This is a genomic window from Evansella clarkii (assembly GCF_002019695.1).
Lineage (GTDB): Bacteria > Bacillota > Bacilli > Bacillales > Salisediminibacteriaceae > Evansella > Evansella clarkii.
Window position 1 is genome coordinate 3,916,974 of sequence record NZ_KV917376.1, and the last position, 24,388, is coordinate 3,941,361.

Annotated in this window: 23 protein-coding genes; 7 read left to right on the top strand and 16 right to left on the bottom strand. The window is 41.2% G+C overall.

Features of this window, described 5'->3' with window-relative positions; all coding sequences use genetic code 11:
• Positions 1-390 precede the first annotated feature (390 nt).
• The 6 genes from BK582_RS18275 to BK582_RS18295 form a co-directional block, all read right to left on the bottom strand.
• On the bottom strand, positions 391-642 hold the full coding sequence (locus BK582_RS18275; protein WP_078596418.1) for a hypothetical protein: 252 nt from the start codon (positions 640-642) through the stop codon (positions 391-393).
• A 136-nt stretch (positions 643-778) separates the two neighbouring features.
• Positions 779-1,504: an endonuclease/exonuclease/phosphatase family protein gene (locus tag BK582_RS18280; protein ID WP_078596419.1), complete on the bottom strand. Its 726-nt coding sequence runs from the start codon at positions 1,502-1,504 to the stop codon at positions 779-781.
• A 57-nt stretch (positions 1,505-1,561) separates the two neighbouring features.
• A complete protein-coding gene (locus BK582_RS18285; RefSeq protein ID WP_078596420.1) occupies positions 1,562-3,034 on the bottom strand; it encodes an alkaline phosphatase family protein in 1,473 nt (490 codons plus the stop codon).
• 64 nt (positions 3,035-3,098) lie between these two features.
• Entirely contained in the window at positions 3,099-3,257 is a 159-nt protein-coding gene (locus tag BK582_RS27200; RefSeq protein ID WP_167553191.1) for a hypothetical protein, read from the bottom strand.
• Positions 3,258-3,372: 115 nt separating this feature from the next.
• Complete coding sequence (locus BK582_RS18290; protein WP_078596421.1) at positions 3,373-4,599, bottom strand: zinc-dependent alcohol dehydrogenase; 1,227 nt, start codon at positions 4,597-4,599, stop codon at positions 3,373-3,375.
• Positions 4,600-4,692: 93 nt separating this feature from the next.
• Positions 4,693-5,784, bottom strand: coding sequence for a class II aldolase/adducin family protein (locus BK582_RS18295; protein ID WP_078596422.1), 1,092 nt, complete (start codon positions 5,782-5,784; stop codon positions 4,693-4,695).
• Positions 5,785-5,912: 128 nt separating this feature from the next.
• Between BK582_RS18295 and BK582_RS18300 the strand changes: the two genes are divergently transcribed.
• On the top strand, positions 5,913-6,797 hold the full coding sequence (locus tag BK582_RS18300; RefSeq protein ID WP_078596423.1) for a diacylglycerol/lipid kinase family protein: 885 nt from the start codon (positions 5,913-5,915) through the stop codon (positions 6,795-6,797).
• Between the two features lie 22 nt (positions 6,798-6,819).
• Here BK582_RS18300 and BK582_RS27205 read toward each other — a convergent pair whose 3' ends face one another.
• Both BK582_RS27205 and BK582_RS18305 read right to left on the bottom strand, forming a co-directional pair.
• Complete coding sequence (locus BK582_RS27205) at positions 6,820-6,969, bottom strand: hypothetical protein (protein WP_169911127.1); 150 nt, start codon at positions 6,967-6,969, stop codon at positions 6,820-6,822.
• Positions 6,932-8,449, bottom strand: coding sequence for an alkaline phosphatase family protein (locus tag BK582_RS18305; RefSeq protein WP_139368268.1), 1,518 nt, complete (start codon positions 8,447-8,449; stop codon positions 6,932-6,934). Before BK582_RS18305 ends, BK582_RS27205 begins: the two co-directional genes overlap by 38 nt.
• A gap of 240 nt (positions 8,450-8,689) precedes the next feature.
• On the opposite strand from BK582_RS18305, the gene BK582_RS18310 reads away from it, so the two are divergent.
• From BK582_RS18310 to BK582_RS18320, 3 genes are all read left to right on the top strand, one after another.
• The gene (locus BK582_RS18310) at positions 8,690-9,826 is read left to right on the top strand and encodes an MGDG synthase family glycosyltransferase (protein WP_078596425.1); all 1,137 of its coding nucleotides are present in this window, start codon (positions 8,690-8,692) and stop codon (positions 9,824-9,826) included.
• Between the two features lie 122 nt (positions 9,827-9,948).
• Positions 9,949-10,539 carry an MSMEG_1061 family FMN-dependent PPOX-type flavoprotein gene (locus BK582_RS18315; RefSeq protein WP_078596426.1) on the top strand — a complete coding sequence of 197 codons (591 nt, stop codon included), beginning with the start codon at positions 9,949-9,951 and terminating at the stop codon, positions 10,537-10,539.
• A 6-nt stretch (positions 10,540-10,545) separates the two neighbouring features.
• A complete protein-coding gene (locus BK582_RS18320) occupies positions 10,546-11,199 on the top strand; it encodes a hypothetical protein (protein WP_078596427.1) in 654 nt (217 codons plus the stop codon).
• A gap of 320 nt (positions 11,200-11,519) precedes the next feature.
• On the opposite strand, the gene BK582_RS18325 is transcribed toward BK582_RS18320, so the two are convergent.
• The 5 genes from BK582_RS18325 to BK582_RS18345 form a co-directional block, all read right to left on the bottom strand.
• Positions 11,520-12,524: a DUF3231 family protein gene (locus tag BK582_RS18325; protein WP_078596428.1), complete on the bottom strand. Its 1,005-nt coding sequence runs from the start codon at positions 12,522-12,524 to the stop codon at positions 11,520-11,522.
• Positions 12,525-13,051: 527 nt separating this feature from the next.
• Complete coding sequence (locus BK582_RS18330; RefSeq protein WP_078596429.1) at positions 13,052-13,888, bottom strand: PP2C family serine/threonine-protein phosphatase; 837 nt, start codon at positions 13,886-13,888, stop codon at positions 13,052-13,054.
• Positions 13,881-14,333, bottom strand: a complete 453-nt coding sequence (locus BK582_RS18335) for an HIT family protein (RefSeq protein ID WP_078596430.1) — start codon at positions 14,331-14,333, stop codon at positions 13,881-13,883. Before BK582_RS18335 ends, BK582_RS18330 begins: the two co-directional genes overlap by 8 nt.
• 136 nt (positions 14,334-14,469) lie before the next feature.
• Positions 14,470-15,414 carry an alpha/beta hydrolase gene (locus tag BK582_RS18340; protein ID WP_078596431.1) on the bottom strand — a complete coding sequence of 315 codons (945 nt, stop codon included), beginning with the start codon at positions 15,412-15,414 and terminating at the stop codon, positions 14,470-14,472.
• A gap of 56 nt (positions 15,415-15,470) precedes the next feature.
• On the bottom strand, positions 15,471-17,117 hold the full coding sequence (locus tag BK582_RS18345) for a flavin-containing monooxygenase (protein WP_078596432.1): 1,647 nt from the start codon (positions 17,115-17,117) through the stop codon (positions 15,471-15,473).
• A 213-nt stretch (positions 17,118-17,330) separates the two neighbouring features.
• Here BK582_RS18345 and BK582_RS18350 point away from each other — a divergent pair, with 213 nt between their 5' ends.
• Complete coding sequence (locus BK582_RS18350) at positions 17,331-18,029, top strand: response regulator transcription factor (RefSeq protein ID WP_078596433.1); 699 nt, start codon at positions 17,331-17,333, stop codon at positions 18,027-18,029.
• A gap of 159 nt (positions 18,030-18,188) precedes the next feature.
• Complete coding sequence (locus BK582_RS18355) at positions 18,189-18,377, top strand: DUF4177 domain-containing protein (RefSeq protein WP_078596434.1); 189 nt, start codon at positions 18,189-18,191, stop codon at positions 18,375-18,377.
• A gap of 112 nt (positions 18,378-18,489) precedes the next feature.
• Here BK582_RS18355 and BK582_RS18360 read toward each other — a convergent pair whose 3' ends face one another.
• From BK582_RS18360 to BK582_RS18375, 3 genes are all read right to left on the bottom strand, one after another.
• Positions 18,490-19,878: a M14 family zinc carboxypeptidase gene (locus BK582_RS18360; protein ID WP_078596435.1), complete on the bottom strand. Its 1,389-nt coding sequence runs from the start codon at positions 19,876-19,878 to the stop codon at positions 18,490-18,492.
• 1,172 nt (positions 19,879-21,050) lie between these two features.
• On the bottom strand, positions 21,051-22,073 hold the full coding sequence (locus BK582_RS18370) for a FecCD family ABC transporter permease (protein ID WP_078598105.1): 1,023 nt from the start codon (positions 22,071-22,073) through the stop codon (positions 21,051-21,053).
• Between the two features lie 2 nt (positions 22,074-22,075).
• Positions 22,076-23,089 carry a FecCD family ABC transporter permease gene (locus BK582_RS18375; protein WP_078596437.1) on the bottom strand — a complete coding sequence of 338 codons (1,014 nt, stop codon included), beginning with the start codon at positions 23,087-23,089 and terminating at the stop codon, positions 22,076-22,078.
• A gap of 127 nt (positions 23,090-23,216) precedes the next feature.
• Here BK582_RS18375 and BK582_RS18380 point away from each other — a divergent pair, with 127 nt between their 5' ends.
• Positions 23,217-24,206 (top strand): iron-hydroxamate ABC transporter substrate-binding protein, encoded by a 990-nt coding sequence (locus BK582_RS18380; RefSeq protein ID WP_244895428.1) that lies wholly within the window; start codon positions 23,217-23,219, stop codon positions 24,204-24,206.
• Positions 24,207-24,388 lie beyond the last annotated feature (182 nt).

Genomic DNA, 24,388 nt, shown 5'->3' on the forward strand with positions numbered 1-24,388 from the left:
TAAACCTTTAAAAATGCAATACACTGAAGCTTTTTTTATAGGGTTTTCTCTTATCTAAAAAGGCTTGAACTTCACTTTCTCCTTTTGAAACATCCAGACCAATTACTGGATTCATTCTATCTCTTCCTCTCCTGTATACTTACCAGTACCCCTATATCCATCTCCTAGTATCATAGCTTCGCTTGTTATTCGAGATCATTGTCTCAACCAGCCTCAAACATGTTTCTATGAGTAGGGGGCGGACAGTTTAGTTGACGGGATCCAACGTCCCACGCACCCGTTCGTCCTACCCTGGCTACTGATATCATAGGTCCTATATAAAAAAGGTCAACCAGTAAAATCTGGTTAACCTTATAATACGAACGCACCCGTTAGTTTAAGTGTATTACTTCACAAATCTAATATGGAATTTTGTTGTCTCCTTCCAGTGAAAACCAAACTAACGATAATTCCTACAATAAAGGAGCTTATAGTTTTTATAAGAAAATTATTAAGAAGTCCGTCAGCTACATATTCTTTAAACTTTTGAGGTATGGTTGCTTCTGGAACCCAGTCAATTACATAGCCTATTCCTAATATTGTCGGTAAACTTAAGAGAAGATAAACTAGTATAAATGTTATTATAAATACTTTGAAGTTCATTAAATCCTCCCATTTAATAATAAACTCCCTACTATAAACAACAACAGCAAGTACCTACTTTGCTAACGCTCCCTTTGATTGAAGAAATTATACTTCGTAACAGCCGTGTCCTTCTATTCAGTTGCTTTCATTCTGTTTATATTTCAATAACAGCTTGATACGCCAGATGGTCAGATGCGGACACGTCAAAAGTTACAGGGTGTGCTTCCAAAACGTTTACATCTTTACTGACGAAAATATAGTCGAGCCTGAGTTTCGGCCTGCGGGATGGAAATGTATAATTACTTCCCCTCCCGGCGTTAGCATCCTTTAATTGTGCAGACACCTTTCTCCAGCTTTTTGAATGAGGCCTCATATTCCAGTCACCCAACAGTACTGACATATGTTTACTTTCCTTAACCTTACTTATTATATATTCTGTCTGCTTCTTATGAATGAAAGGCGCAAAACTTAAATGGGTGACAAAAAAACGTATTCTTTTACTGTCTATTTTTATATCTGTTTCCAATAAAGCTCTGTCTTCAATGACGCTTGGCAGAAAGTCGAACGGATAATTTTGTGTATGAATTATCGGAAACCTGGAGAGCAGAGCATTCCCATACTGCCTTATACCTTGTTTGCCTTTTTCCGTTATAGTTATGGCAGGGCCAAAGACACAATGAAATTGAAGTTCGTCAGCTAAGCATTGTGTCTGGTCAACATAGTTGCTTCGGTTTGAAAAGTTTTTATCCACTTCATTTATCCCGATGACATCAGCATTTACCGACTTAATAACATGACTGATTCTCTGAAGATTCACTTTCCTGTCCAGCCCTTTTCCATGGTGAATATTAAAGGTTAGTAGCCTTATTTTTATTACCATCACCTGCTTTCCGGATGTAGTACAGACTGGAATATTGTGTGTCCCCCTTCCTGGATTTTAAGCATCCTTCTCATACAGGCTTAGAATATACTCCTTCAGGTCCACCAGCCTGCCAGGAAGAGGGTTTTCTTTTTCATCTCCCGTAACAATCAGAGGAATAATCGAGTCGAACTTATGTAAAGACCCATGGCTGCCGCCGTTATTATGTTTCGGATAATATTTGGAAGTAAATTCAAATCTAGGCCTTGCAGTTATCACTATCATCGGGCATTCCTGTGAAAATAAAGCGCCGTATAGTCTGGAAAGGATATCCGGATAATCATTAAATTCAATTATTGAATTATTCAGCGTCATATCCATGAGTGATATATCTCCGCTGACAGTCCAGCTCTGGCCGTATGGATCCTGGTAAGGCCCGTTTTTATAAAAAACAGCTGTCGTATCCGTTTTTCCGCCGGCAGTTACTACTATTTTATTTCCATCCTTCCAGGAAATTAAATCAATCCGTGTTTCCTTTTTTAATATATTTACTGCCTTTTCCTGCAGATTTTCTTTTAAAGGATAAATATAAGCCATCCGCTCATTGTTGCAAACAACTAGTTCATGTTTTTCGGAGACCTTTTCGCCGAGCTGCAAAACGTTAAAAGCTTTAAGATGTTGATCGAGGTCGATGTTATGCTCCGCTTTTTCCTTGCCAATTCCCGTCTGTCCATGATCACTTGTAATTATAAAAATATTTTCCTTAACCGCTTTTTCCCAGGAACTGTAGGCATTCAGCAGCCGCTCAATCTGCCGGTCCACTTTAATTAAAGATAACTCTCCCTTTTCCGGACCGGTCCTGTGAAGTCTGTGGTCATTATCAGGCAGATAAACCATCATGAAATCAGGCTGGCTGCCACGGTTAATTAGTTCTCTCGCCGCTGAGATGGAAAATTGATCATTAATCCCGTATAAATGCCTCATTCCGCTGGAAAAGCTTTTTAATTTAGTTTTCATATGTCCAGGATAGGCCATCGCTCCTAAAAAGAGCGTTTCCGGACCACTGATAAGCTGTTCCTTATGTATACCCAATAGATTTTTATAAGGAAACAGTATTTTATGCTGCTCGTACCCTCTGTGAATAATCAGGTTAATGCTCGCGGAGGATTTTCCCCGGTCTGCTAAGTCTTCAAAAATTGTTTTTGTTTGTTTATTTAAGTGCTTCTGATTAAGATTAACGAGTATATTTTGAGAGCAGTTTTTTATCCCCAGTTTACTGACAGGGGCTGCGCCATTCATATAGTTAATCATTTGCTTTTTTTCAGGGTCGTACCATATTAAACCAGGAATTTTATGTTCGTCGGGAAAGGCACCGGTTAATAGTGATGCATCTATTGATGCAGTCATCGTCGGAAAAACCGTGACGCAATCCATTCTTAATTCACCATGGTCCACTAAATACTGCAAAGCCGGTATGCATCTGGCTGCTAATCCCTCATTAAGGATATTTGGCATTAACGAATCAACTAATATAAAAATGACTTTTTTCATTAAAATATCCTTTCCATTTTAATCCTTCCTGCCATTCTGCTGCCAGAAGCCTGGCACATAAATATTATTTTTGCCACAGCCTTTTTGTATCTAAAGGTATGTAAACTTTCTCCCCGGAAATCTCACGGTGAATCAAAGGATTTTTGAATAGGTCGTTCACATCATATTTTTCCTGGCCACGCCTTACTTCATTCTGTATCATAACCGAATAATTTGTAATCATTTATGTCACCCTCGAAAAAGTTATAATGGAATGAATTGCAATTATAATATTAAAATTATTGGTTTTTTCTATTCAAAATTAATAACCTGTTGGTGTATCAGCTGTACCACCGTAGTTAATGTTCAAATACTACTTTCATTGTCTTGCCCTTTTTTTTGTTTCCTGCAGTGGACAGAGCTTCACGGTAATTATCTATTGGAAAGCGGTGGCTGACGAGGAGAGAGAGATCTGCTTTGCCTGATTGCATAAGATCCACAGCAATCTGCAGGGTCCTTTTTTTCTCCCCGTTTAATTCGTCCATTCCGTAAGCAAAGGTTCCTTTTACTTCCAGTTCATTCAGCCAGATCATCGTCATATCCAGATTATCAATGAATCCTGCTAATCCAATGAGGACCACTTTCCCCCCTTTCCGGGCGAACCGAAGAGAATCATGGAGACTTTTTTTATTGCCGACACATTCGTAAACGATGTCCGCACCGCCATGGACAATCGGTTCGCCAAACACAGGATGCAATATATCCGCTTCTAAAGATTTGGCTGCTTCCGCAATATAATCTTTTTTATGTGACAGAATTACCGCCTGGTCAGTCCCGTAAAGTTCCGCTAATTCCGCCTGAAATGGATGTTTCGCCAACGTAATTATTTTACATGGAATATCTAATGCTCGTATGGCCGCAATTACACATATTCCGATGACCCCGGCACCTATGACGAAGACGGTATCTCCAGGTTTAGGTATATTGCGCAAAACAGCATGTAATGCACATGCGAATGGTTCCGCAAGCACACCATTCAGATCATTCACATTCTCGGGCAATTTAATAATCTGGCTTTTGTGTGCAACGATATACTTCCCCCAGCTGCCCCCTGTATCTTTACAGGTTCCTGTCAGGAGCCCTGGTGAGATGGATCCGTTATTCATATGCTGGCACAGATTATAATTCCCTTGCGCGCATTCATAGCATTGGGGAGACATCCCTCTGGCTTCGCAGGACAGAATTGGATCAATAACCACCCTTTCCCCAACAGACAGATCTGTCACTTTATCCCCAACAGCTGATATGGATCCGGTCATTTCGTGGCCTACCGTGAACGGAAAGGAAACAAATGGTGATGTGGCAGGGCTGTCATTCAGATAAATCAGATTCAGATCACTTCCGCAAATCCCGCCGTACTTTACTTCAATTTCTGCCCATTCACCGTTGGGAAGAGCGGGTTTATCCACCTCCCTCAGTTTAAGGCAGGAAAATGGCGACTCTACATAAAACGAGGAATTTACTTTACCCATCGCCTTAGAAAAGGCATACCTTGGAATACTTAAATCAAATTGAACAGCTTTCATGTTTTCACCAGCTTTCTTTCCAAATATATACTTCTGATGCAGTTAATGGGGTTTTTGCAAAGGCTTCCCGGCCGCTGACTGCTACAAGTGTTATTAATGCATAGGAACCTGTGGAATGATTTTTCCTTCAATGCGATCGAAAATGTCGTTAAGGTCCCGGCCAGTAATTGTCAGCCCGTGGTTTTTCAGTCCGATCACAGTCCGTCCCGGGTCAGGTGATTTGCTTACCAGTTCTGCCACGTTCTCCGCTAATTCAATCGTACCGCATGGATAATTAAACTGTGTTGCTTCTACTCCGTCCATCCATGCGTGAATATGGACGATCGCACCTACATCCGGGTGTTCCCGGTAAATCATCCAATGTTCAATAGCATCCACAGAAGCACGTTTCGGCTTAATCTTCGGAGGAATGCTTACCTTCATTGATTTTTTTTCATCGTCATAACCGGAAATGTACAGAAAGTCTTTTCCTACCTCATTCATATTCGATTTATCGATCCCGCTTGCACTCATCCAGAAATTACTTCCATCTTTCCGCGCACTTAAATTTCCATAGCTTAAACCTCCTATGCCGTATAACTTATTTAAATGCCTGATATCTCTTTCTGTTAATACTTCTTCCAGAGGGAACGGTGCAGGCAGCAGATTTAAGCTGTCCAGTTTTTTTCCTGAATCTCTTAAAGAGCCAGTAACTTCATCCCCCTCCCACAAAGGCTCCGGTAAATCCTCATAATAATCATTGTTAATTACTAATCGTGATAAAGCCAGAGGCTCTAACCGCTCATATATTTTTCCAAATGTATCTTCATCGCTTTGGCCGGAAGCAAAAGTAATGCTGTAGCGGCCCTGTTCAGGTGTCAGAAAATAAATTTCTGTTTCTTCTTTCGTATGAACCACATACATAAGATGGTTAGCAAGGGTTCTGATTAAATATGGATAGGCTTCCTTATGAATATCAGCCGGGTATTCGTCAGCTACAATGATGGATACAACAAATGTAGCCTGCGAATGCCTTCTGAACGGCCGGGGATTTTCATTGTCTGTTAAATGAAAAACAAGTTTTACATTCTCTTCCGGGGAAGGCATGTATATAAAATCCTTGGAGGAAAATGTCTGTTTAATTCCCTCCGTAAGCCACTGTGTAAAAGAGTTTGCCGGTTCTCCATTAATCGTAAATGTATTCATACTGTAACCCCTCCTGCATCTGTAAATATTTTCATCTTCTTAGGATAATATTTTCTTTAAAAACCAAAATTATACACAAACTAAACGATATTGCTGTTTACACAGACAAGACTGACGAGGTGAAAAAAATGTATGGTTTTATCGTTAACAGAGCCTCCGGCAATGGAACAGGAAAGAAAGTGTGGAAGAAAGTTGAAAAAGAACTCATGCTGGACAGCAAACCATATCTTGTCCGCCATACAGAAAGCCCTGCAGACACAGCAAAAGCTGTCACTGAACTCTTTAACAGCAAGGTAAAAGCAATTATTGCGGTTGGAGGGGACGGCACTATTAATGAAGTGGTCAACAGGCTGGTCCCCAAAGATATTCCACTGGGTGTCATTCCGGCAGGCTCAGGTAATGACTTCGCCCGTTGTCTCGGAATACCTATGGATTATAAAAAAGCATTACGGCGTATTTTCGAAAACAACCCAGTAAAAACAGATTTGCTGTACACAGGCTCCCGTTATTGTTTAACAGTTACCGGCATAGGTTTCGACGGCAAAATAGCAGAGACAGTGAACCGGTCTTTTTATAAGAGCTGGTTTAATCAGTTGAGGCTCGGGAAGCTGACTTATGTGGCCAGTATGCTGGAAGTATTAAAAACCTATAAGCCGACAAACGTGAAAATCACTATAGACAATGAAGAACTTTTTTTTTCAAAAGTGTGGCTTGTTGCTGTGGCTAATGCTCCAAACTATGGGGGTGGCATTCGCATTTGTCCTGAGGCGGTGCATAATGACGGGCTGCTGGACATTTGTATTGCCCATGGGCTCAGCAGGTGGGAGCTGCTTCGTTTGTTCCCGAAAGCATATAAAGGCGGCCATCTTCGGGATAAAAAAGTTAGTTTTTTTAAAGGGAAAGATGTTTACTTACAATCAGACACGCCTGTCCTTGTTCAGGGTGACGGAGAGTTAATCATGACAAGTCCTGTTCGGCTCCAAATAAAAAAAGATGCCCTACAGGTTATGTGAGAGCATCTTTTCTCTTTATAGTTTAAGTTAACAGCACATCCGGATTCTCGATTTCTTCGGGTTCTTTGTTGCCATGTTCGTTTTTGATATTTAGATAAGAATATTCATGCATAAGGAGTTCATAAACCGTTCCTTCAAGAATTACTTTTAATTTTTCCAGCTGTTGCTTCATTATAATCACCATCCCTTTCAATTAAGTTCAAAATCCACCTTTTCAAATCCACAATACGCATGAACTCCGGCTTTGTACTCGTTCCGGCCACAATCATTGGAATTAATGAATCGTCTTTATGAAATCCGCCATGGCTGGCCCCATTATTGTGCTTCGGTGTACTCTCTCCAATGAATTCATATCCTGGTTTTACAGAAGCAATAATATAGTTTCCTTTATGAGAGTGCAGCGCACTGTAAAGTCTCATTAATCCATCAGGGTAATTTCCATACTGAATTTCCTTTCCTTCCACAGTTAAATCAAGAATGTGGGGATCACCTTCCAGTGACCAATGCTGGTTATATTCATCTGACATATTACCGTTTTTACTGAATTTTAGTTTCCCTTCTTTTTCACCAGATATAACATGAATGTACTGCTCTTCTTTCCAGGCAATCATCTCTATCCGCGAATCCTCCTGCAATACCTCGGCTATTTTTTGCAGCGGTACTGCTTCCGGCTTCAAGGAATAAATAAAGCATGATCTCAAATTCATCCCAAGGACAATCTGGTCTTCAGCCTGAACTCCTTTTCTAAGCTTTGAAATTTTAAAAGGACTAAGTAGTTTACGCAAATCAACTAAGGAATTTTCTCTTGAATCTCCTACAACTGCCTGACCATTATCGCCCATCAACAGCCAGATATTTTCCGATAATGCCTGCTCCCGGGAAGGAAATGCATTCAGAACTTTTTTCAGCTGAAGATCCATCTCCTTAATTCCTTTTACATCCATTGGCCCTCTTTTATGTACATTTTTATCATGATCTGGAAAATAGACAATCGAAAAATCCGGAATTTTCCCTGCTTTTATTAGACAGGTAAATTCCTGTACTGAGAAATTGTTGTTAAAGCCGTATTTGTTCCATATGCAGCTGTACTTCCGGCCGGAACTGAGTCTGGCCAGTTTGCCATAGACAAACTCATCAGGAGCATGTGTGTTAATTGATTCTTTCATATTTAGAAAAAACCTTATTAATCCGGGGACTTTTAACTGATGTGGAACCGCTCCCCGGTAAACTAAAGCATTAATGGAGGCGGAAGTTTTTCCGGCCTGGTGCAGGTCTTCATAAATAGTTGCAACTGAAGGATTTAAGTGTTCATTGTTTAATCGGTATAAAGCATCATAGATCCCTTTAGATAATCCGAGCTTAAGCAGTTCAATAACATTGGTGCCGTAGTTAATTATTCTGTTTTCCTCGTGGTTAAACCAGACTAACGCGGGAACCCCATGCCGGTCGGAGTACTGGCCCGTTATTAAAGTACTTTCAACATTAACTGATATTGCCGGAAAAGGGGTTACCACTTCAGGAAAATACTGGGCATGCTCCAGGAAATAGCTGAATGCAGGCAGCGATTCTTCTTTTAACGCTTTCTGAAACGGTTTATCCATTAAAGTGTCAAGCATGATTAGTATTATTTTTTTTCTTTTTTTAACATCCATTTTTACCATCCTTTAAAACGCACTATATGAAAAACAAATCATTATTGCCGGTAAGGGAGTTTGGTTTTAGTATGGGAAATCATTGCTATGTTATGTATCTGGGAATAAATCAGGGATATTTCCAGCTGGATAAATCCTTCCAATCGGAAAAGTGAATGATTCTTAAGTTGCTATCTAACACTAAACTTGAAACCCCGGATTTATATATCAGTTATGAATTGAAGAAAGTGAGGAATTAAAATGGAGTTTCGGCCACTCATATTTTCTGCTTCCATAGGTCATGGACATAACCAGGCGGCAACAGCTCTGCAGCAGGAGTTCTGGAAAAAAGGCTATTTCCCTGAAATTATTGATACTTTCTATGAATTGAATCCGGTTCTTCATAAATTTATGTTAAGCAGTTATCTGAAGCTTCTTAAGCATGGCCCGCGTGTGTGGAGAAATATTTATTTGCGTGCGGAAGAATATCCATTATTTTTGTACCTTGACCGGTTTGGCCTTTTATTCGCTGACCATTTGCATAAAATAATCAGCAGGGAAGCCTGCCCGTTTATTATCTCTACCCACCCATTTGTAACTGCCTTTCTGACAAGTTTAAAGAGAAAAAAACAGCTGATGGTTCCCTTATATACCGTAATCACCGACTTTGTGTTACACCCGGCTTATCTGCGCCCGGAAGTGAATGGTTATTTTACGATTGATCCTAATTGCTCGGACTTTGCAAAACTCCATAATGTGCCATCAGACCGCTTTTTTTCAGCAGGCATTCCAATAATTACTGATCAGTTTATAAATAAATCAAAATGGAAAGCGCGCTACGACTTAGGATTAGAACAGGATAAGAAGACTTTATTAATAGCAGGAGGCGGTATGGGGTTAACTAAATATATGGAGGTAATCAGGTGTATCGATAAGCTGAATAAGCCTATCCAGGTGCTCTGCATGGTCGGACATAATTACAAAGCGAAGGAAAAAATCAAACTGATTAAAAGTAATCATGATATAAAAATTGTTGAATTCACCCAAAACTTCTTACTTTACTTAAAAGCAAGTGATGCCATTCTCTCAAAAGCTGGAGGCTTGACAATGGCGGAATCGTTAGCTTGTGAAACACCGATTGTAATATTTCACCCTGTGCCAGGACATGAAGAACAAAACGCACAGTTTCTTGTTGATTCCGGAGCCGCAATAATGCCCAGCTGTGGAAAGGAAATTCCTGATGTGATAAACCGGGTTCTTTACGAGAAAAATTGTTATTCACAGCTGAGAAAGAACGCGAAAAAACTTAAAAAACCTGATGCTGCCAGGAATATTGTCCATGAGATTATTAAACTGGAAAAACAGCAGCGTGAAAATATCCATTTAAGCTACAGTTAGTGAGCGTTCGACATATTACGACAGGTGCTGTCACTTGTCGAATTTTCTTCACCACTGGCTTTGCTCCCCTTTCTGTGATAAATTAAAGGCATTTAGAGACGACATAAGAAAGTGGGATGATTATGGAAAAAGTAGATTTTGAGAAAGATAGGATTACTTCGGAGGAAGGACTTAGGGAGCTTATTGGCACGCCGAATGAATTTGTTGCTAATAAAACAATTTCTTTTATGGATGAAAATTGTAAAAAGTTTATCGCCGCCTCCCCGCTGATGTTTCTTGCCACATCTGATGCAGAAGGAAACTGTGATGTTTCACCTAGAGGCGACAGCCCTGGTTCCGTGCTTATCTTGAATGATCATCAGCTCGTTATTCCTGACCGCCCTGGTAACAAACGCCTTGATTCGATTTTAAATATTCTTTCCAATCCTCGCGCCGGATTGATTTTTCTTATTCCAGGCATGGATGAGGTGCTCCGTATCAACGGGAAGGCATCAATTATAATAAATGAAGAAATACTAAGCCAGATGAGCCTGAAAGGAAGACCTCCAGTACTTGGCATAGGAATCGACGTGGAAGAGTGCTTCATCCACTGTCCCCGGGCACTGCAAAAATCTACGATCTGGAAGCCGGACGAATGGCCGGATAAAACAGAAGTGCCTGCGATGATGGAGATTTATAAGGGACATCTCGCAATTAACGGACTGAAGAGGTGAGGAATTGTGGCTAATTTCGCTGAACTTGAGCGATTTCAAGTCTATATAAAGGAAGATCCGGCTGGTTTTCTGACGCTTAAGGATGCTATTAGCGGCCAGTTTGAGCAGTTAACAGCAACAGTCGGCAAAGCGAACCAATCGCCGAATGAAACCGTCACCACCTCTATTTTTACCAGATACTACGGATTGTTCATAACAGCCCAGCTTTTTTTAAAAGCGCGACATCAAATATGGGACGGTCCATTAGATGAGATTTACTTAGTGCAGGAAGATAAAGTCACCACATTTCATCTGAATAAAAAATATATAAGAGACACTGAAGCTGGTGATCTGGAATACATACTGAAGAATTACGGCCATGGAGTTGTGCGAAGCCTTGCTGAGCAGGGAAACATCTCCTCTTATACGTTGTGGGAAAATATATGGGGTTATGTGCAATGGATGTACTCCACGACAGATACCGAAGCTGGAAAAACTGATTTGGAAGAACTGCTTGATGACCCAATCTGGCAGCCAGAAATGCGCCGGTCAATGTTCCGAAGATTTCTCGGTAAAAAAACGTTCAGTGAATCCGTTTCGTTACATGAACGCATTACCTGCTGCTTATTAAAGGAGCTGCCTGACACAGAGAAATGTCCTTACTGTCCGAATCAAAAGTGAAGAGAAAAATAGCAGGGGTTCGGTTAACAGGATGAAAAAAAGGGGTGCAATCAGCATAACGGGTTCCGTACCCTATCACAAAATTGCAAATATAGGTGGAAATGCAGGTTGTTTGCACCTATATTTGCACCCTGATTTGTGAAATATAATAGTGAAATTGAAATGGCTAAGTTCAATTTGAGCCGAACCGTTTTTGCCATTTTTTATTTTTTTGTTGAACTTAAGCACTTTTCCTTTAAGTTGGAACATTCCCAGATATAAATAACGTCAATAAACTACAGAGTTCAATACTTCGCTGTTGTGGTCACTGTTTTATACATTTAAACCCTTCTGTTCCTAAGTGCTTCCCTATCTATATTTTGTGGAGGTTGTTCCAGCCACCTATTTTCAATCATCAATATAACTCCATCATTCCCATATTGAAGTATTTCAGCCACTAGCCTTGTATAATGTCCACCTAAGTCCTTTCTTAGACTGGCACCAATTGCAGCTCCGTATCCAGCGACACTAAGTTCATTTAAACTTATTGTATGAAACATCATTAACTTATCTGAAAATGGTCCGTCAATGGATTGAGAAATCGTTGAATCCCATGTACTTGGCATCGGTACTTCATCTTCTAATAATATTTTTCTAAACACAGTTTCATGCTTTGCAGCTATTTCCAAGCCTCTTTCCATAAACTTTCTAACTTCAGGTGATTTAGCAGTTTGGGAAAAACCTCCTACAAAGGTTCTGCCAATCGAGTTAGTTTCGCTATTTTTAGATATATGAGCTAATTCAATGGCTGTTAAAGGACGATGTTTTCCTATTAATCCTGATAGGAAGGATTCACTATGAAGGTATTCTGCTTTCTCCATTGGTCCTATTGTTGGTGATCGGATAAAAGCACCTTTTTTTAGTAATAACTCGCAAGCATTATTGTAAAGTTTTATAAACATTTCGGAAGTAGCTGAAAAAAACTCTCTAATATCCTTTCGAGCCAATACTTCAAGGAAAGCTGATGCAGCTGCTGCTCCGGCAGATGCCATATATTTAATATATCGCAAGGTAAAAAGGTCTGAATAAACCCGACCTGCATTTAAGTTCACATCTTCTTGTGTAAAACCAATAGGTATTGCATGATTTTCTTTTTCAAAGATTTGTTTGACTTCCCGTATAACAAAATTACAATTTGTTAAGGCTGTTTGAATAAGGTCTGTTGCCTCTGAGTCTTCATTAACATTCGCAAAATGCTGAACGGTACAATAAGCCATTGAGTTTTGCATATAAGCACCCCACAAGGCTGCAACTTCTGAAGAAACAAGTTTTGGATTATGTTCCAATTAATACATCTCCTTTCAATTTTATTATGACTTAAAAGGAGTAATTAAATACCAAAAGCCCCTATTTAACTAACCAAAACATAATTTTTCAGTGTAAAAAAGAGCTGCAACAATGCCACACGTCATTGCACTATCCCTCTCCAATACTTCAAAAAGAAGTCACTAACGGATGAACGCTAATTCTCTATTAGCAAGAGCATCCTTTAACCATCGAGGATGAATTTCCAATTAGTCTCGAGGCAGGTTTTCTGGACCAATAAATTTTATTTCAAGTGATTCATCAGAATTACATTTAACTTCTCTTTTCTGTAATAAAACTTGTTTTCCCCATTCAAAATAATAACTGCTACGCCTGCTTTTAATTCATCAATTCTTTTCATTAAATAATCCTCCCTAAAATAATAAAAAAGGTCCGAGGGATTAGAATTTCAGCGCATAGCAAATACGCTGAATCTTTCCCCTCGGACCTTTTATGTCAGTAGGTGCCTTTATTGTTATGGTAAAAGATGTAGCCCGCGGTCACGGACCTAATAAGATAGCTGAACGGACTTTTGATCGCTCGGTCTGGTGGCCTCTTTCGTGATGTTAACTTTCCAGGAAACGATGGTAGTACTGTCTCTGACATGATTATCCTTAATTTTCTCAAGCATTTCCCTAATGATTCTATCGTCATCATACCGATTTAAGAAGGAATTATACATTTGGAGCGGATTTGAATACGGTTCATTTGGGCATTCAATTAACCCATCAGTGGTTAAGAATAATCGGTTCTCCCCTTTTCTTAACTCCTTTATCCCTATAGTGTAACAAGGCACTTCCTCCTCAAAAGTATTCACCTGTCCAATCCATTCATAAAATTGCCGTTGATTTAACTGGTACTGACCTAGTTCAGCTAACTCTTTGTGAAAAAAATAGAGAACACAATCGCCCACAGAAAACCACCATACATATTTGTCTTTTCTTACCACGATTAAACAGGCAGTTTCTCCATTGATCTTCTGGCAGGCAGATAAAAATTCCTGTGATTGAAAAATACTTAGTATCTTTTCTTCTAATTTTTTAAATGTAGAATGAGCTGGTGGCAATGATAAAATATGTTTTATATGAGATCCTTCAGCCACAAATTGCTCTGTGATTAATTCGGCACTCTCAGAAGTATTATGTGCATCCAGTAGAATAGTAAACTCCCAATCTTCCTTTATATTAAACCAGATCAAACATCCGTCTTCATTTTTAGATTGGCCTGCGTCCGAATTGCCGCCATAACGCCCAAGTACTATATGATTTAGTTGAAGTATATCTGGTTTATCGATGAAATTTTCCTGGCTCCCTGTCCAGCTGAAACCTTTCATATTGTTACTCATGTGTATTTTTCTCCAGATATGCTTTTATTCGATTGCATAGTTCAATCACTTCGTTATCGTTGCCCATCGGCGCATATTCCCAGTCATACACGGCATTTGGCCCCCAGTATTCTTTAGGAGTGTTCGGATAACGGGGAACTAAATGCATATGCAGGTGGGGAACGGCATCTCCCATCACATAAGAATAAATATGTTCCGCATTTTCACTCTCCAAAAGTGCTCTGCTGACTCTTGCTATGATCATACCAAACGCTGTCGCTTCTTCCATATTCATATCACCAAGCGTTGGTACGTGCCTTTTTAAATCAATCATAATATGGCCTAAATAGTTTGGCTCTGCATTTCTGTCAATATGGCCAACATAAACATAAACATCCTCATAAATCTTAATTCCAGAGGTTTGTATATTGCCAGAGTGTTTATTACAAATAAAACAATCATTCACAAGAATCCCGCCTCTTTTTTTATAATATTCCTAAAATTATAATATAAATTTCCAGAATTTGAAATAAATAAAAAAAGAGATAACAATTCAAATGTGAATTGTTACCTCCAGGATTTTTCGACAAGTGCCTGGCACCTTACGCAGGTGCAACCGTATTATCGAATGCCCGTTTTAGTGCTTCTGCAGCCTGGCCGAATGACTTTCTTCCTTCATCCAGTGCACCAGGCATCCAGAAAAAGCCGTGAATCATGCCTTCATATCGGGTTACTTCTACCTCTACACCGGCTTCCTTCAGCCGCTCCGCATAAGCTTCTCCTTCATCCCTGAGTGGATCGAATCCGGCTGTTAATACGAGAGCAGGAGGCAATCCGCTTAAATCTTCCGACTGAAGCGGAGAAGCATAAGGATTTATACCATCCTCTTCATTTCTCAAATAATGATTCCAGAACCATACCATACTGTCCTTTGTTAAGAAGTAACCTTCTCCATTTTCCAGATACGACGGGGTCGCAAAGGAATGGTTTGTTACCGGGTAAATAAGCATTTGAAATGCGATGGAAAATTCGCCTCTGTCCCTTGCCATTAGTGAAACTGCGGCTGCCAGATTTCCGCCGGCACTATCGCCCCCAACAGCTACCCGATCTTTATCTACATTGATAGTTGCGGCATTTTCAGCCACCCACTTCGCAGCAGCATAGCTGTCATCTGCCGGTATCGGGAATTTATGTTCTGGTGCCATCCTGTAATCAACAGACACTACCACACAATTTGCCTGATTCGTCAAAAGGCGGCAGGGAACATCCACGGTATCAAGGTCACCGATTACCCATCCTCCGCCGTGATAATATACCAATGCAGGGAATGGCCCTTCCCCCACTGGAGTATAAATGCGAACAGCAATTTCGCCGCCCTCCACAGGAATAGTTCTGTTTTCAACCTTCCCAACCTGTTCCGGTTCTCCTGCCAAAGGACTCAAATCAATACTTGCTCTTGCCTCTTCCGGTGTCAGTGTGTGCATTTCAGGGCCGCCGGCAGCCTCCAGTTGATCAAGGATAAATTTTGCTTGTGGATCTAATGCCATTTTTCGTTTCCCCCTTTAAATTTTTCATCCATTAATGTGGATCTTCCCGTCACCTGTCAGATTCCCAGTTTTTCTTCCGTCGTCTTTAAAGTAAATCCTTCATAGCCCTTCTTCGCTACTTCATCGCATATTTCACGATACGGGCCTACTCCTCCAAGATAAATCTGGAAGCCCCGTGCCTTCTCTTCAATATTCGCTCCCATGTACCAGGAGTCTGTTTTCGTAAATAATGTAGCATCTGCTATCTCTCTGCATTGCTTACTCCAGACGATTTCAGATGGTTCATCCACCTCAATAATTCCTTTATTTTGCTCGCGCATATAATTAATACAATCCGAGACCCACTCTACATGCTGTTCAATCGATACCATCATATTACTAAGTACAGATGGGCTTTCCGGGCCAGTAAGCATAAACATATTCGGGAAACCAGCCGTACCAATACCTAAATAGGTTCTTGTTGCAGCTCCATTCTCCCACTTTTCCTTCAATGAAACCCCGCCTCTGCCCCGAATGTCCATTTTAAACAGTGGACCGGTCATGGCGTCAAAACCAGTTGCGAAGACTATCATATCCAGTTCATATTCTTTATCTGTTGTTTTAACACCATCAGCAGTGATTTCTTCAATAGGTGCTTTCTTCACATCTATAAGACTTACATTTTTCCGGTTATATGTTTCGAAATAATTGGTGTCAATGATAGGACGCTTCGTTGCATAAAAATAGTCTGGTAAAAGTTTTTCAGCAGTTTCCGGGTCTTTCACGATTTCTCTTATTTTCTCCCGGATAAAGGAAGCAACTGTCTCATTTGCTTCCGGTGAAAGGGTCAAATCATTGTAGGCGTAGGAAAATGCCAGAAGGCCGCCTTTTTTCCAGGCTTCTTCAAATGTTTTGTTTCGTTCCGCTTCCGTTACTTCCAGTGCAGACTTTTCTCCAGGGCTGATCGGTATCCCGACTAGAGACTGACGCATTTTTCTCCTGATATCACTGAAATTTTCTCTTACTTCCTTCAAATATTCCGGATCGTTTGCTTCATTATGGGCAGGAATACTGTACTGTGGCGTCCGCTGAAATACAGTAAGATGTTCTGCTTTTTGAGCTATCACGGGGATAGCCTGAATTCCGCTTGACCCGGTGCCAATAACACCAACGTGTTTACCTTTAAAATCTACTCCTTCATGAGGCCACAGCCCTGTATGGTACCACTCCCCTTTAAAGTTCTCTAAGCCTTTAAACTTAGGGACATTCGAAGCAGATAGACACCCTACTGCTGTTATAAAATATTGGGCTGACACTGATTCACCATTACTTAACTGGACGTTCCATCTATTCGTTTTTTCATCAAATACAGCTGTTTGCACTCTCGTTTTAAATTGAATATCTTTTCTCAAGTCAAACTTATCAGCAACATAATTGATGTAGCTTAATATTTCAGGTTGTTCCGCATATTTTGAAGACCAGGTCCATTCGTCAAGGAGTTCCTCTGAGAAAGTATAGTTATAATAGATACTTTCTACGTCACATCGTGCGCCAGGATATCGGTTCCAGTACCATGTTCCACCTACATTATCTGCTGCTTCAAAAACACGAGTAGTGAATCCTGCTTCCCGGAGCTGATGGAGCATATACAATCCGGAAAACCCTGCTCCAACTATGAGAGCATCTAAGTATGTGGTTTTATCCCCGTTTTGAGTTGATGTCATTTAATCTCCTCCTTATTCCTTTTGTCTTTCAAAAACATGTCTTTAACCAACAATTGGAAACGCTTTCAAAAATAAGGTCTTTTTTCCTACCCACTCCCCTCTGTACTAAAGAAAAATAATCATATAAGTCTATATTATAAGCATATATGGTTGTTTATAATTTGAATATTCCTAATTTTCTATCTACTAATCCCCTGTAAAGAAGGTGTTTATATGACCTGTCACCCTACCATTACTGCAGGAAATCTTCACCTCATCGAAGAAGCCCGTACACACGAAGAGAAATTATACGTCACTCTCCAAGTATATATGAACTCCTTTCCAGTAAAAAATGCATATTTATTCCGCTACTCTCATCTGGGATACTTAGGAGAAGGAATCATCTCTATCAAGCATGGTTCGTTAGTTCATATTCGTGACATACGTGATGACATTCGCAGCTTGTCCCCCATTTACTCTGCTATCTATGAAAAAAAAGCGAAATACTGTTCTGGCATTGAGTATTTTAAACAAATTACGAGTCGATACGTTTCTCCGCCTCACGTTAATTCCTTTATCGTCGTTCCTATTACCTTCTATTCTGTAACTATTGGATATATCTGTACGGATGAATTTGAAGAAAATTTACATGTGGATAACCAGCTCCTGGTCAACTTTACTGAATTTGGACAGGCAGTGGGTAAAATACTGCAAAAATCTCTTGGTCCAGAAGAAAATGAGCTGTTAAGCCCAAGAGAGCTCGAAGTCGTCAGAAGAGTATCCTGGGGGGAAAGCACGAAAGAAATGGCTGACGCAATGAATATCAGCGAAGCAACGATTCATCAATATGTCAAATCAGTCATGAAAAAACTGAAGGTACAAAATCGTGCCCACGCAGTCGCCGAGCTCTTTCGCAGAGGTCTGCTTACATGATTTGTGTGTTGTGGAAGGAAATTTCCGTAATAAAAAACTTGTCATACAGGGTTTTCAGTCCTAAGATAGTCACGCCAGTTTTAATTATTAATCGAAATTATAAAACAAATTCCTTCCCCTGTCCGTAGTTAAATACAGAAAGAAACAGGAGGTTTTAACATGTATGAATATAAATATGTGAAAGTGGACCTTAGCAGCTGGAATGGTAAACCGAAAGATAATTACCATGATATTATTAATAGCCATGCAAAAGATGGCTGGAGGTTCGTCCAGATATTTGCTCCAGCTACAAAAGGATATGGTTCAGCATCCTATTTTGAAATTATCTTTGAGAAACCCTCTAATTAATATGAGGGACACCTTTGAGTCAGAGAAAACACTATTACATGCGAAAAAACGAGACCTTTTTTGTTAAAAAGGCCTCGCTTTTTTATATAAAATATGTTATGTCATTTCCCGCTCATCTTCTTTGGCCGTGCAAGTAATCTGATACAATAAGTCCGCTTTCCAGTTGAATGCGCACGAGTTTTTGAATGGGGATCACTTCATAATTCAGCTCATTTTCCAGCTCTCTGCAATACTGTTTTAGGAGATCTTCACTTTTTTCACAGGTTTCCTTCAATTTTTCCACTGCTGCCTCAACGCTGTTGTTTTCATGCTGAAGACGTTCCAGTTCATACTCGCAAGCCCGGACAGTTAAACCTAAGTACAACCCGTTGTAAAACTTTATAGCTTTCAAATTATCAAAGATTTCTGCCACAGTAGCTGTTTTTTCAAATTCCGGATTTGATTCCGCCCACTTAATCCTCGCTTCACTGCCCTCTAAAATATGGTGAATGACTTCTTCCACAAATTTCACAAAGGGATTGTCATCACTAACATTTGGGCGAACATCAATTAACAACTTGTCCAGTTCCCTGAAATGAGTCTGGGACTGTTTAACACTCCGCAATATAGCCTCTTTCCTTGTCAGTTCACCTTCTCTCTGATCCTCAATTTGCGGATCAAAGAAATAGGGCAGCTCTGTAAGAAGCGTGACGCAGTCCTCTTTTATCGTGGAAACATAGTCTGCGCTTGAAGTACCATTCTTTATTTTTGGCGTTTCGCCGCTGTATTCCTCCATGAAGTCATAAGCCTCGCCAATCGCCATTGTTTTAAAAACCGCTGGAGAAAATTTCTTTATGAAAGGCTCTTCCGATTCTCCTAAATTTAACGGAATACTTTGTTTTTCCGCTGTATGTCTTAGGTTATCGTATAGCTCAGGCAGGTCATGGGAGACGTACCAGTAAGCCCCGCCGAAACCTGCATTGTGGAGCGAATACATGAAATCCGGTTTTACCTCATGCATCAGTTTCATCAATGCTTCCGTTTCCGGTAGCGGATTGTTAAAATTAAGCTCCTTATGTTGAATGGGGAATGTCCACTCCACCTGTTCATAGCCGATCGGCCGAAAATAATTTCTTGTATAGTTGTAGATGTTAAATGGTCCTTTAAACCAGTTTTCATTCAGCCGGACACCATCCGGATCGATACATTTAATTAAATACCATGTGAAGCCTGATTCTTCCCTGAACTTATCGTTTTCCGCCAAAGCACGGGATAAGTACTCCAGTGTCATCGCTCCAATCGGTTCATTCGGATGAGGACAAGCGAAGCATAATGCATTCTTCGGCCCGTCCCCAATTTTCATCGCTAAGATCGGATGACCTTTTCGTGATGTGCCAGCTTCAAATACAGTAACGATATCAGGAAACTCCTCTGCAAGCTTTCTCGAGCTTTCGTCCATTTCGGCGACAGTAAGAAAGGCTTTGTAATCGGCAACATTTTCAATAATTGATTGGAAATTCATTTTAGGGAGGTATTCTCCTTTCTTTTAAAAACTAAGTCTACTGCTTGGTTATGTGAAATCGTCTTGCGTTTCCGCTTGGACGATTTTTTTGTTCGAGCGGGTACGCGAGATCATCTTGCGTTACCGCTTGGACGATTTTTTCCCTCGAGCGGGTATGTGAGAGCTTCTTGCGTTACCGCTTGGACAGTTTTTTCGCTCGAGCGGGCACGCGAGATCATCTTGCGTTACCGCTTAGACAGTTTTTTCACTCGAGCGGGTATGCGAGATCATCTTGCGTTACCGCTTGGACTGTTTTTTCGCTCGAGCGGGCACGCGAGATCATCTTGCGTTACCGCTTGGACGATTTTTTCCCTCGAGCGGGCACGCGAGACCTTCTCGCGTTACCGCTTCGGCTATTTTTTCACTCGAGCGGGTATGCGAGATCATCTTGCGTTACCGCTTCGGCTATTTTTTCACTCGAGCGGGTATGCGAGACCCTCTTGCGTTACCGCTTAAACAGTTTTTTCACTCGAGCGGGTATGCGAGCGCTTCTTGCATTACCGCTTGGACGATTTTTTCCCTCGAGCGGGTATGCGAGGGCTTCTTGCGTTACCGCTTGGACAGTTTTTTCGCTCGAGCGGGCACGCGAGATCATCTTGCGTTACCGCTTAGACAGTTTTTTCACTCGAGCGGGTATGCGAGGCCTTCCAACGTTACCTTTCTCTTACTTTTTCAAAGAGTTCGGGCATGATGGACGCTCCAACGTTACCTTTCTCTTACTTTTTCAAAGAGTTCGGGCATGATGGACGCTCCAGCGTTACCTTTCTCTTACCTTTTCAAAGAGTTCGGGCATGCTGGACGCTCCAGCGTTACCTTTCTCTTACCTTTCCACAGAGTTCGGGCATGATGGACGCTCCAACGTTACCTTTCTCTTACCTTTCCACAAAGTTCGGGCACGTTGGACGCTCCAACGTTACCTTTCTCTTACCTTTTCAAAGAGTTCGGGCACAATAGACCCTCCAGCGTTACCTCTCGACCATATTTCTCCCGAGTTCGGGGACGAAGCCCCCTGCGTTACGCTTCTCCAAAAAACCCCCCCAAGTTCGAGCATGCAAGGCCACCTCACGTAACCTTTCGGCAAAATTTCCGTCTGAGCCAGCATGCAAGAACCCCTCCCGCGACCAACTGCCAAACTACTTCGTCCTCATTAACAAATATACAAAATACGGCGCGCTCAATATAGCTACGATAATACCGACCGGTATGGCTGTCGGAGCCAGCAGATTTTTTCCAATCGTGTCAGAAACCATCAAAAGCAATGCCCCGACCAGCACAGAAACCGGGATAATATATTGATGCAGCGGTCCCATGAGTTTTCGGGCAATATGAGGTACGACCAATCCCAGAAAGGCGATTCCGCCCCCTGCTGCAACAGATGCCCCGGCCAAAGCCACAGCAATCAGCAGCAATAACCTTCTTTCTGATTCTACTGATGTCCCTAAGCCGGAAGCAACGTCATCCCCTAAATTCATAACGTTTAATGAGTGGGCTTTATAAAGGGCGACAGGAATAAGAATCAGCATCCATGGAAGTAAAGCCAGCACGAAATTCCAGTTGGCATTCCAGATATCCCCTGTCAGCCAGACTGTTGCCTGCCTGAAGCTCTGTGGATCCATTCTCAGCTGGAAAATCGTCAGTAACGCGGAAAATCCTGCATTTACTCCAATTCCAACCAGCACGAGCCGGATTGCATTTACTCCTTTTTTCCAGGCAAGTACGTAAATTAGAAATGCGGCAAAAATGGCGCCCGCCAGCGCTGCCACAGGCATGATGAAAACCGCCAGCGTACTGCCCGGGGCAAACTGGCCGCTGAAGAAAAACATAAATAGGACAACTGCAAGGCCAGCACCAGTATTAATTCCGAGAATTCCAGGATCAGCAAGTTCATTTTGCGTAATCCCCTGCAAAATAGCACCGGATACAGCCAGTCCTGCACCTATTAGAAGAGCGAGAACAATTGCCGGCAGCCTGAACTGAAACAGGACAAGCTCCTGCTGAGAGGTTCCGTTGCCAAAAATAGTTCTTACCACATCACCTGGTGAGATTTGAAAAGCACCTGTGCTTAAACTGACAAAAAACATAATTAAAATCAAAATTAGTAAAGAGAAGATGATCACGGATAATTTCTTCGTCTTTTTAGCTGCAGATTCATTCATCATTATTTACCACCTCCGCTGCTGCGGGCCAGATAAAGGAAGAAAGGTACACCGATCAGAGAGGTAATTGCCCCTACCGGTGTTTCAAATGGCGCATTGATCAGCCTTGAAACGACATCGGCCAGTACAAGCAGCAAGGCTCCAAAAAGAATAGACGTGGGGACAATCCACCGGTAATCCGTTCCTACGATAAATCTCACAATATGGGGAACAATGAGTCCGACAAAGCCAACCACACCAGCAACGGATACTGCTGCACCGGTAAGGACGAGAACGGCTACAACTCCAAATAATTTAATAATTCCATTATTCTGCCCCAAGCCTGTTGCCATGTCTTCTCCTAAACTGAGAACCGTGATCGATTTAGAGATCCCGACAGCTATCAGCAGGCCAACAACTCCTGAGATTAGAAGAATATTAACCGATGTCCAGTTCGTTCCACTCAATCCTCCTGCGAGCCAGAAACCCATCTCCCTTTCTAAATTAAAATGCAGGGAAAAAATCGAAGTGATGGACCGGAGCATCGTTGCAATCGCAACGCCGGCTAAGGCAAGTTTGACAGGAGTTAACCCTCCTGGTGAAAAGGATCCCACCATAAAAACGAGAGCCACTGCCAATCCAGCACCGATAAACGAAGAACTGACCAACCCTGCAGTGGTAACCGCAGGAACGAAAGCCAGCACCATGACTAGCGCCAAAGCTGCCCCATCGGTTACCCCCATAATAGAAGGAGAAGCCAGAGGATTTCGGGTCATTCCCTGCATGATCGCCCCTGAAACAGCCAGAGAAGCTCCCACTAATGCCGCCGACAAAGCGCGGGGCAGGCGGAGTTCCTGAATGATCTGATGAGAAGTCAGGTCCGGATTAAAATGAAATACAGCCTGCCAGACTGTATTTAAATCAATATTGGTTGCACCGTATGAAACAGATACACCAATGGAAAAAATAATTGCTAAGACAGCTAATATATTTATGATTACTTTTGACATGCTCGAATGATGGATAAATTCTCTCATTATTACTCTCCTGTTTTTTTCCGCTAAGTTCTTAAATTTGTCAAAAAGGCTATGTAAATTTAATTGACTAGTTAACTGAAAATGATTATCATTAACAATGAAATTATAACACAAAGGAGAAATTAATTTGAAACCAACGAAGAATTTTCGCCAAATCGCAACAATTTTAATGGCCGGGTCATTACTAACTCTTTCCGCATGCGGAAATAATGACGCCGCCCCGGAGACAAATAATAATACTAACAATGATACTAATAATGAAGGCAACACTGAAACAAACGAAATTACCCTGGATTCTGCCATGGGCGAAGTAACTCTTCCTGCGAATGCAGAGAGAATCCTTGCTCCTTATCATGAAGATTCTTTAATCGCACTGGACGTTACACCAGTTGCGAAATGGGCAATTGGCCAGACTGTTCAGGATTATTTAGAATCTGATCTGGAGGATGTAGAGCGAATTGAATGGAATCTCCCTCTTGAACAGGTTTTAAACCACGAACCAGAACTGATTATATTAGAAAACAATATGGAAAGCTATGAAGGGACATATGAGGATTATAACAATATTGCGCCGACATATGTGATGACAGACGAAGAAATCAGCGACTGGCGCGAGCAAATTGAGACCTTCGGAACGATTCTTGGAAAAGAAGATGATGCTGAAACAATCATAAATGAATATGATGACGTCGTAGAGAGTGCCCGTAACGAGATTTCTGAAGCAATTGGTGATGAATCAGTTGCTGTCATCTGGGTAACCGGCGACCAGTTCTATCTCTTTGAAAGCAATCGCCACAGTGCTGAAGTCCTCTACTCAGAGTTAGAGGTTAATCAGCCTGCATTCATTGAAGATCTCGGAACAGCTGAAGACGCTTCCTGGAATCCTATTTCATTAGAAGCACTTTCCGAGCTCGATGCTGACCATGTTTTCCTGCTTGCAGTTGAAGGAGAACAAGGAATCGACACTCTTGAAAACAGCTCTGTCTGGCAAAGCACGCCAGCTGCACAAAACGATAATGTCCATATTTTTAACGACCCAAGCAACTGGACAAACAAAGGATTACTTGCATCCCATCAGACAATTCAGGATGTCCTGAGTGCGCTGGTTCAGGAATAATTCAGTTATAAAAAAGTAAGCTTGCTATTGAAACAAAGACAACTCAAGTTAATACACCTGGTTCAATTCTAAAGGCTACGGTTTTGAGGTGCTTCTCTAAAAATTTCATTTACACCTTATTGTATATAAAAAGTGAAACTCGCCAATGGCGAGTTTCTTTAATAATGGTATAAAATTTAGAA

Excerpts from the sequence above, each read along its gene's own strand:
- BK582_RS27205 (WP_169911127.1), bottom strand. The coding sequence starts at position 6,969 with ATGAAGCAACAGCTGGAAAAATTAAAAGTAATTCTTGAAGGAACGGTT.
- BK582_RS18295 (WP_078596422.1), bottom strand. The coding sequence starts at position 5,784 with ATGAATACATTTACGATTAATGGAGAACCGGCAAACTCTTTTACACAG.
- BK582_RS18340 (WP_078596431.1), bottom strand. The coding sequence starts at position 15,414 with ATGGCATTAGATCCACAAGCAAAATTTATCCTTGATCAACTGGAGGCT.
- BK582_RS18350 (WP_078596433.1), top strand. The coding sequence starts at position 17,331 with ATGACCTGTCACCCTACCATTACTGCAGGAAATCTTCACCTCATCGAA.
- BK582_RS18275 (WP_078596418.1), bottom strand. The coding sequence starts at position 642 with ATGAACTTCAAAGTATTTATAATAACATTTATACTAGTTTATCTTCTC.
- BK582_RS27200 (WP_167553191.1), bottom strand. The coding sequence starts at position 3,257 with ATGATTACAAATTATTCGGTTATGATACAGAATGAAGTAAGGCGTGGC.
- BK582_RS18355 (WP_078596434.1), top strand. The coding sequence starts at position 18,189 with ATGTATGAATATAAATATGTGAAAGTGGACCTTAGCAGCTGGAATGGT.
- BK582_RS18300 (WP_078596423.1), top strand. The coding sequence starts at position 5,913 with ATGTATGGTTTTATCGTTAACAGAGCCTCCGGCAATGGAACAGGAAAG.
- BK582_RS18310 (WP_078596425.1), top strand. The coding sequence starts at position 8,690 with ATGGAGTTTCGGCCACTCATATTTTCTGCTTCCATAGGTCATGGACAT.
- BK582_RS18360 (WP_078596435.1), bottom strand. The coding sequence starts at position 19,878 with ATGAATTTCCAATCAATTATTGAAAATGTTGCCGATTACAAAGCCTTT.
- BK582_RS18345 (WP_078596432.1), bottom strand. The coding sequence starts at position 17,117 with ATGACATCAACTCAAAACGGGGATAAAACCACATACTTAGATGCTCTC.
- BK582_RS18280 (WP_078596419.1), bottom strand. The coding sequence starts at position 1,504 with ATGGTAATAAAAATAAGGCTACTAACCTTTAATATTCACCATGGAAAA.
- BK582_RS18290 (WP_078596421.1), bottom strand. The coding sequence starts at position 4,599 with ATGAAAGCTGTTCAATTTGATTTAAGTATTCCAAGGTATGCCTTTTCT.
- BK582_RS18330 (WP_078596429.1), bottom strand. The coding sequence starts at position 13,888 with ATGAGTAACAATATGAAAGGTTTCAGCTGGACAGGGAGCCAGGAAAAT.
- BK582_RS18285 (WP_078596420.1), bottom strand. The coding sequence starts at position 3,034 with ATGAAAAAAGTCATTTTTATATTAGTTGATTCGTTAATGCCAAATATC.
- BK582_RS18375 (WP_078596437.1), bottom strand. The coding sequence starts at position 23,089 with ATGAGAGAATTTATCCATCATTCGAGCATGTCAAAAGTAATCATAAAT.
- BK582_RS18370 (WP_078598105.1), bottom strand. The coding sequence starts at position 22,073 with ATGAATGAATCTGCAGCTAAAAAGACGAAGAAATTATCCGTGATCATC.
- BK582_RS18305 (WP_139368268.1), bottom strand. The coding sequence starts at position 8,449 with ATGGATGTTAAAAAAAGAAAAAAAATAATACTAATCATGCTTGACACT.
- BK582_RS18315 (WP_078596426.1), top strand. The coding sequence starts at position 9,949 with ATGGAAAAAGTAGATTTTGAGAAAGATAGGATTACTTCGGAGGAAGGA.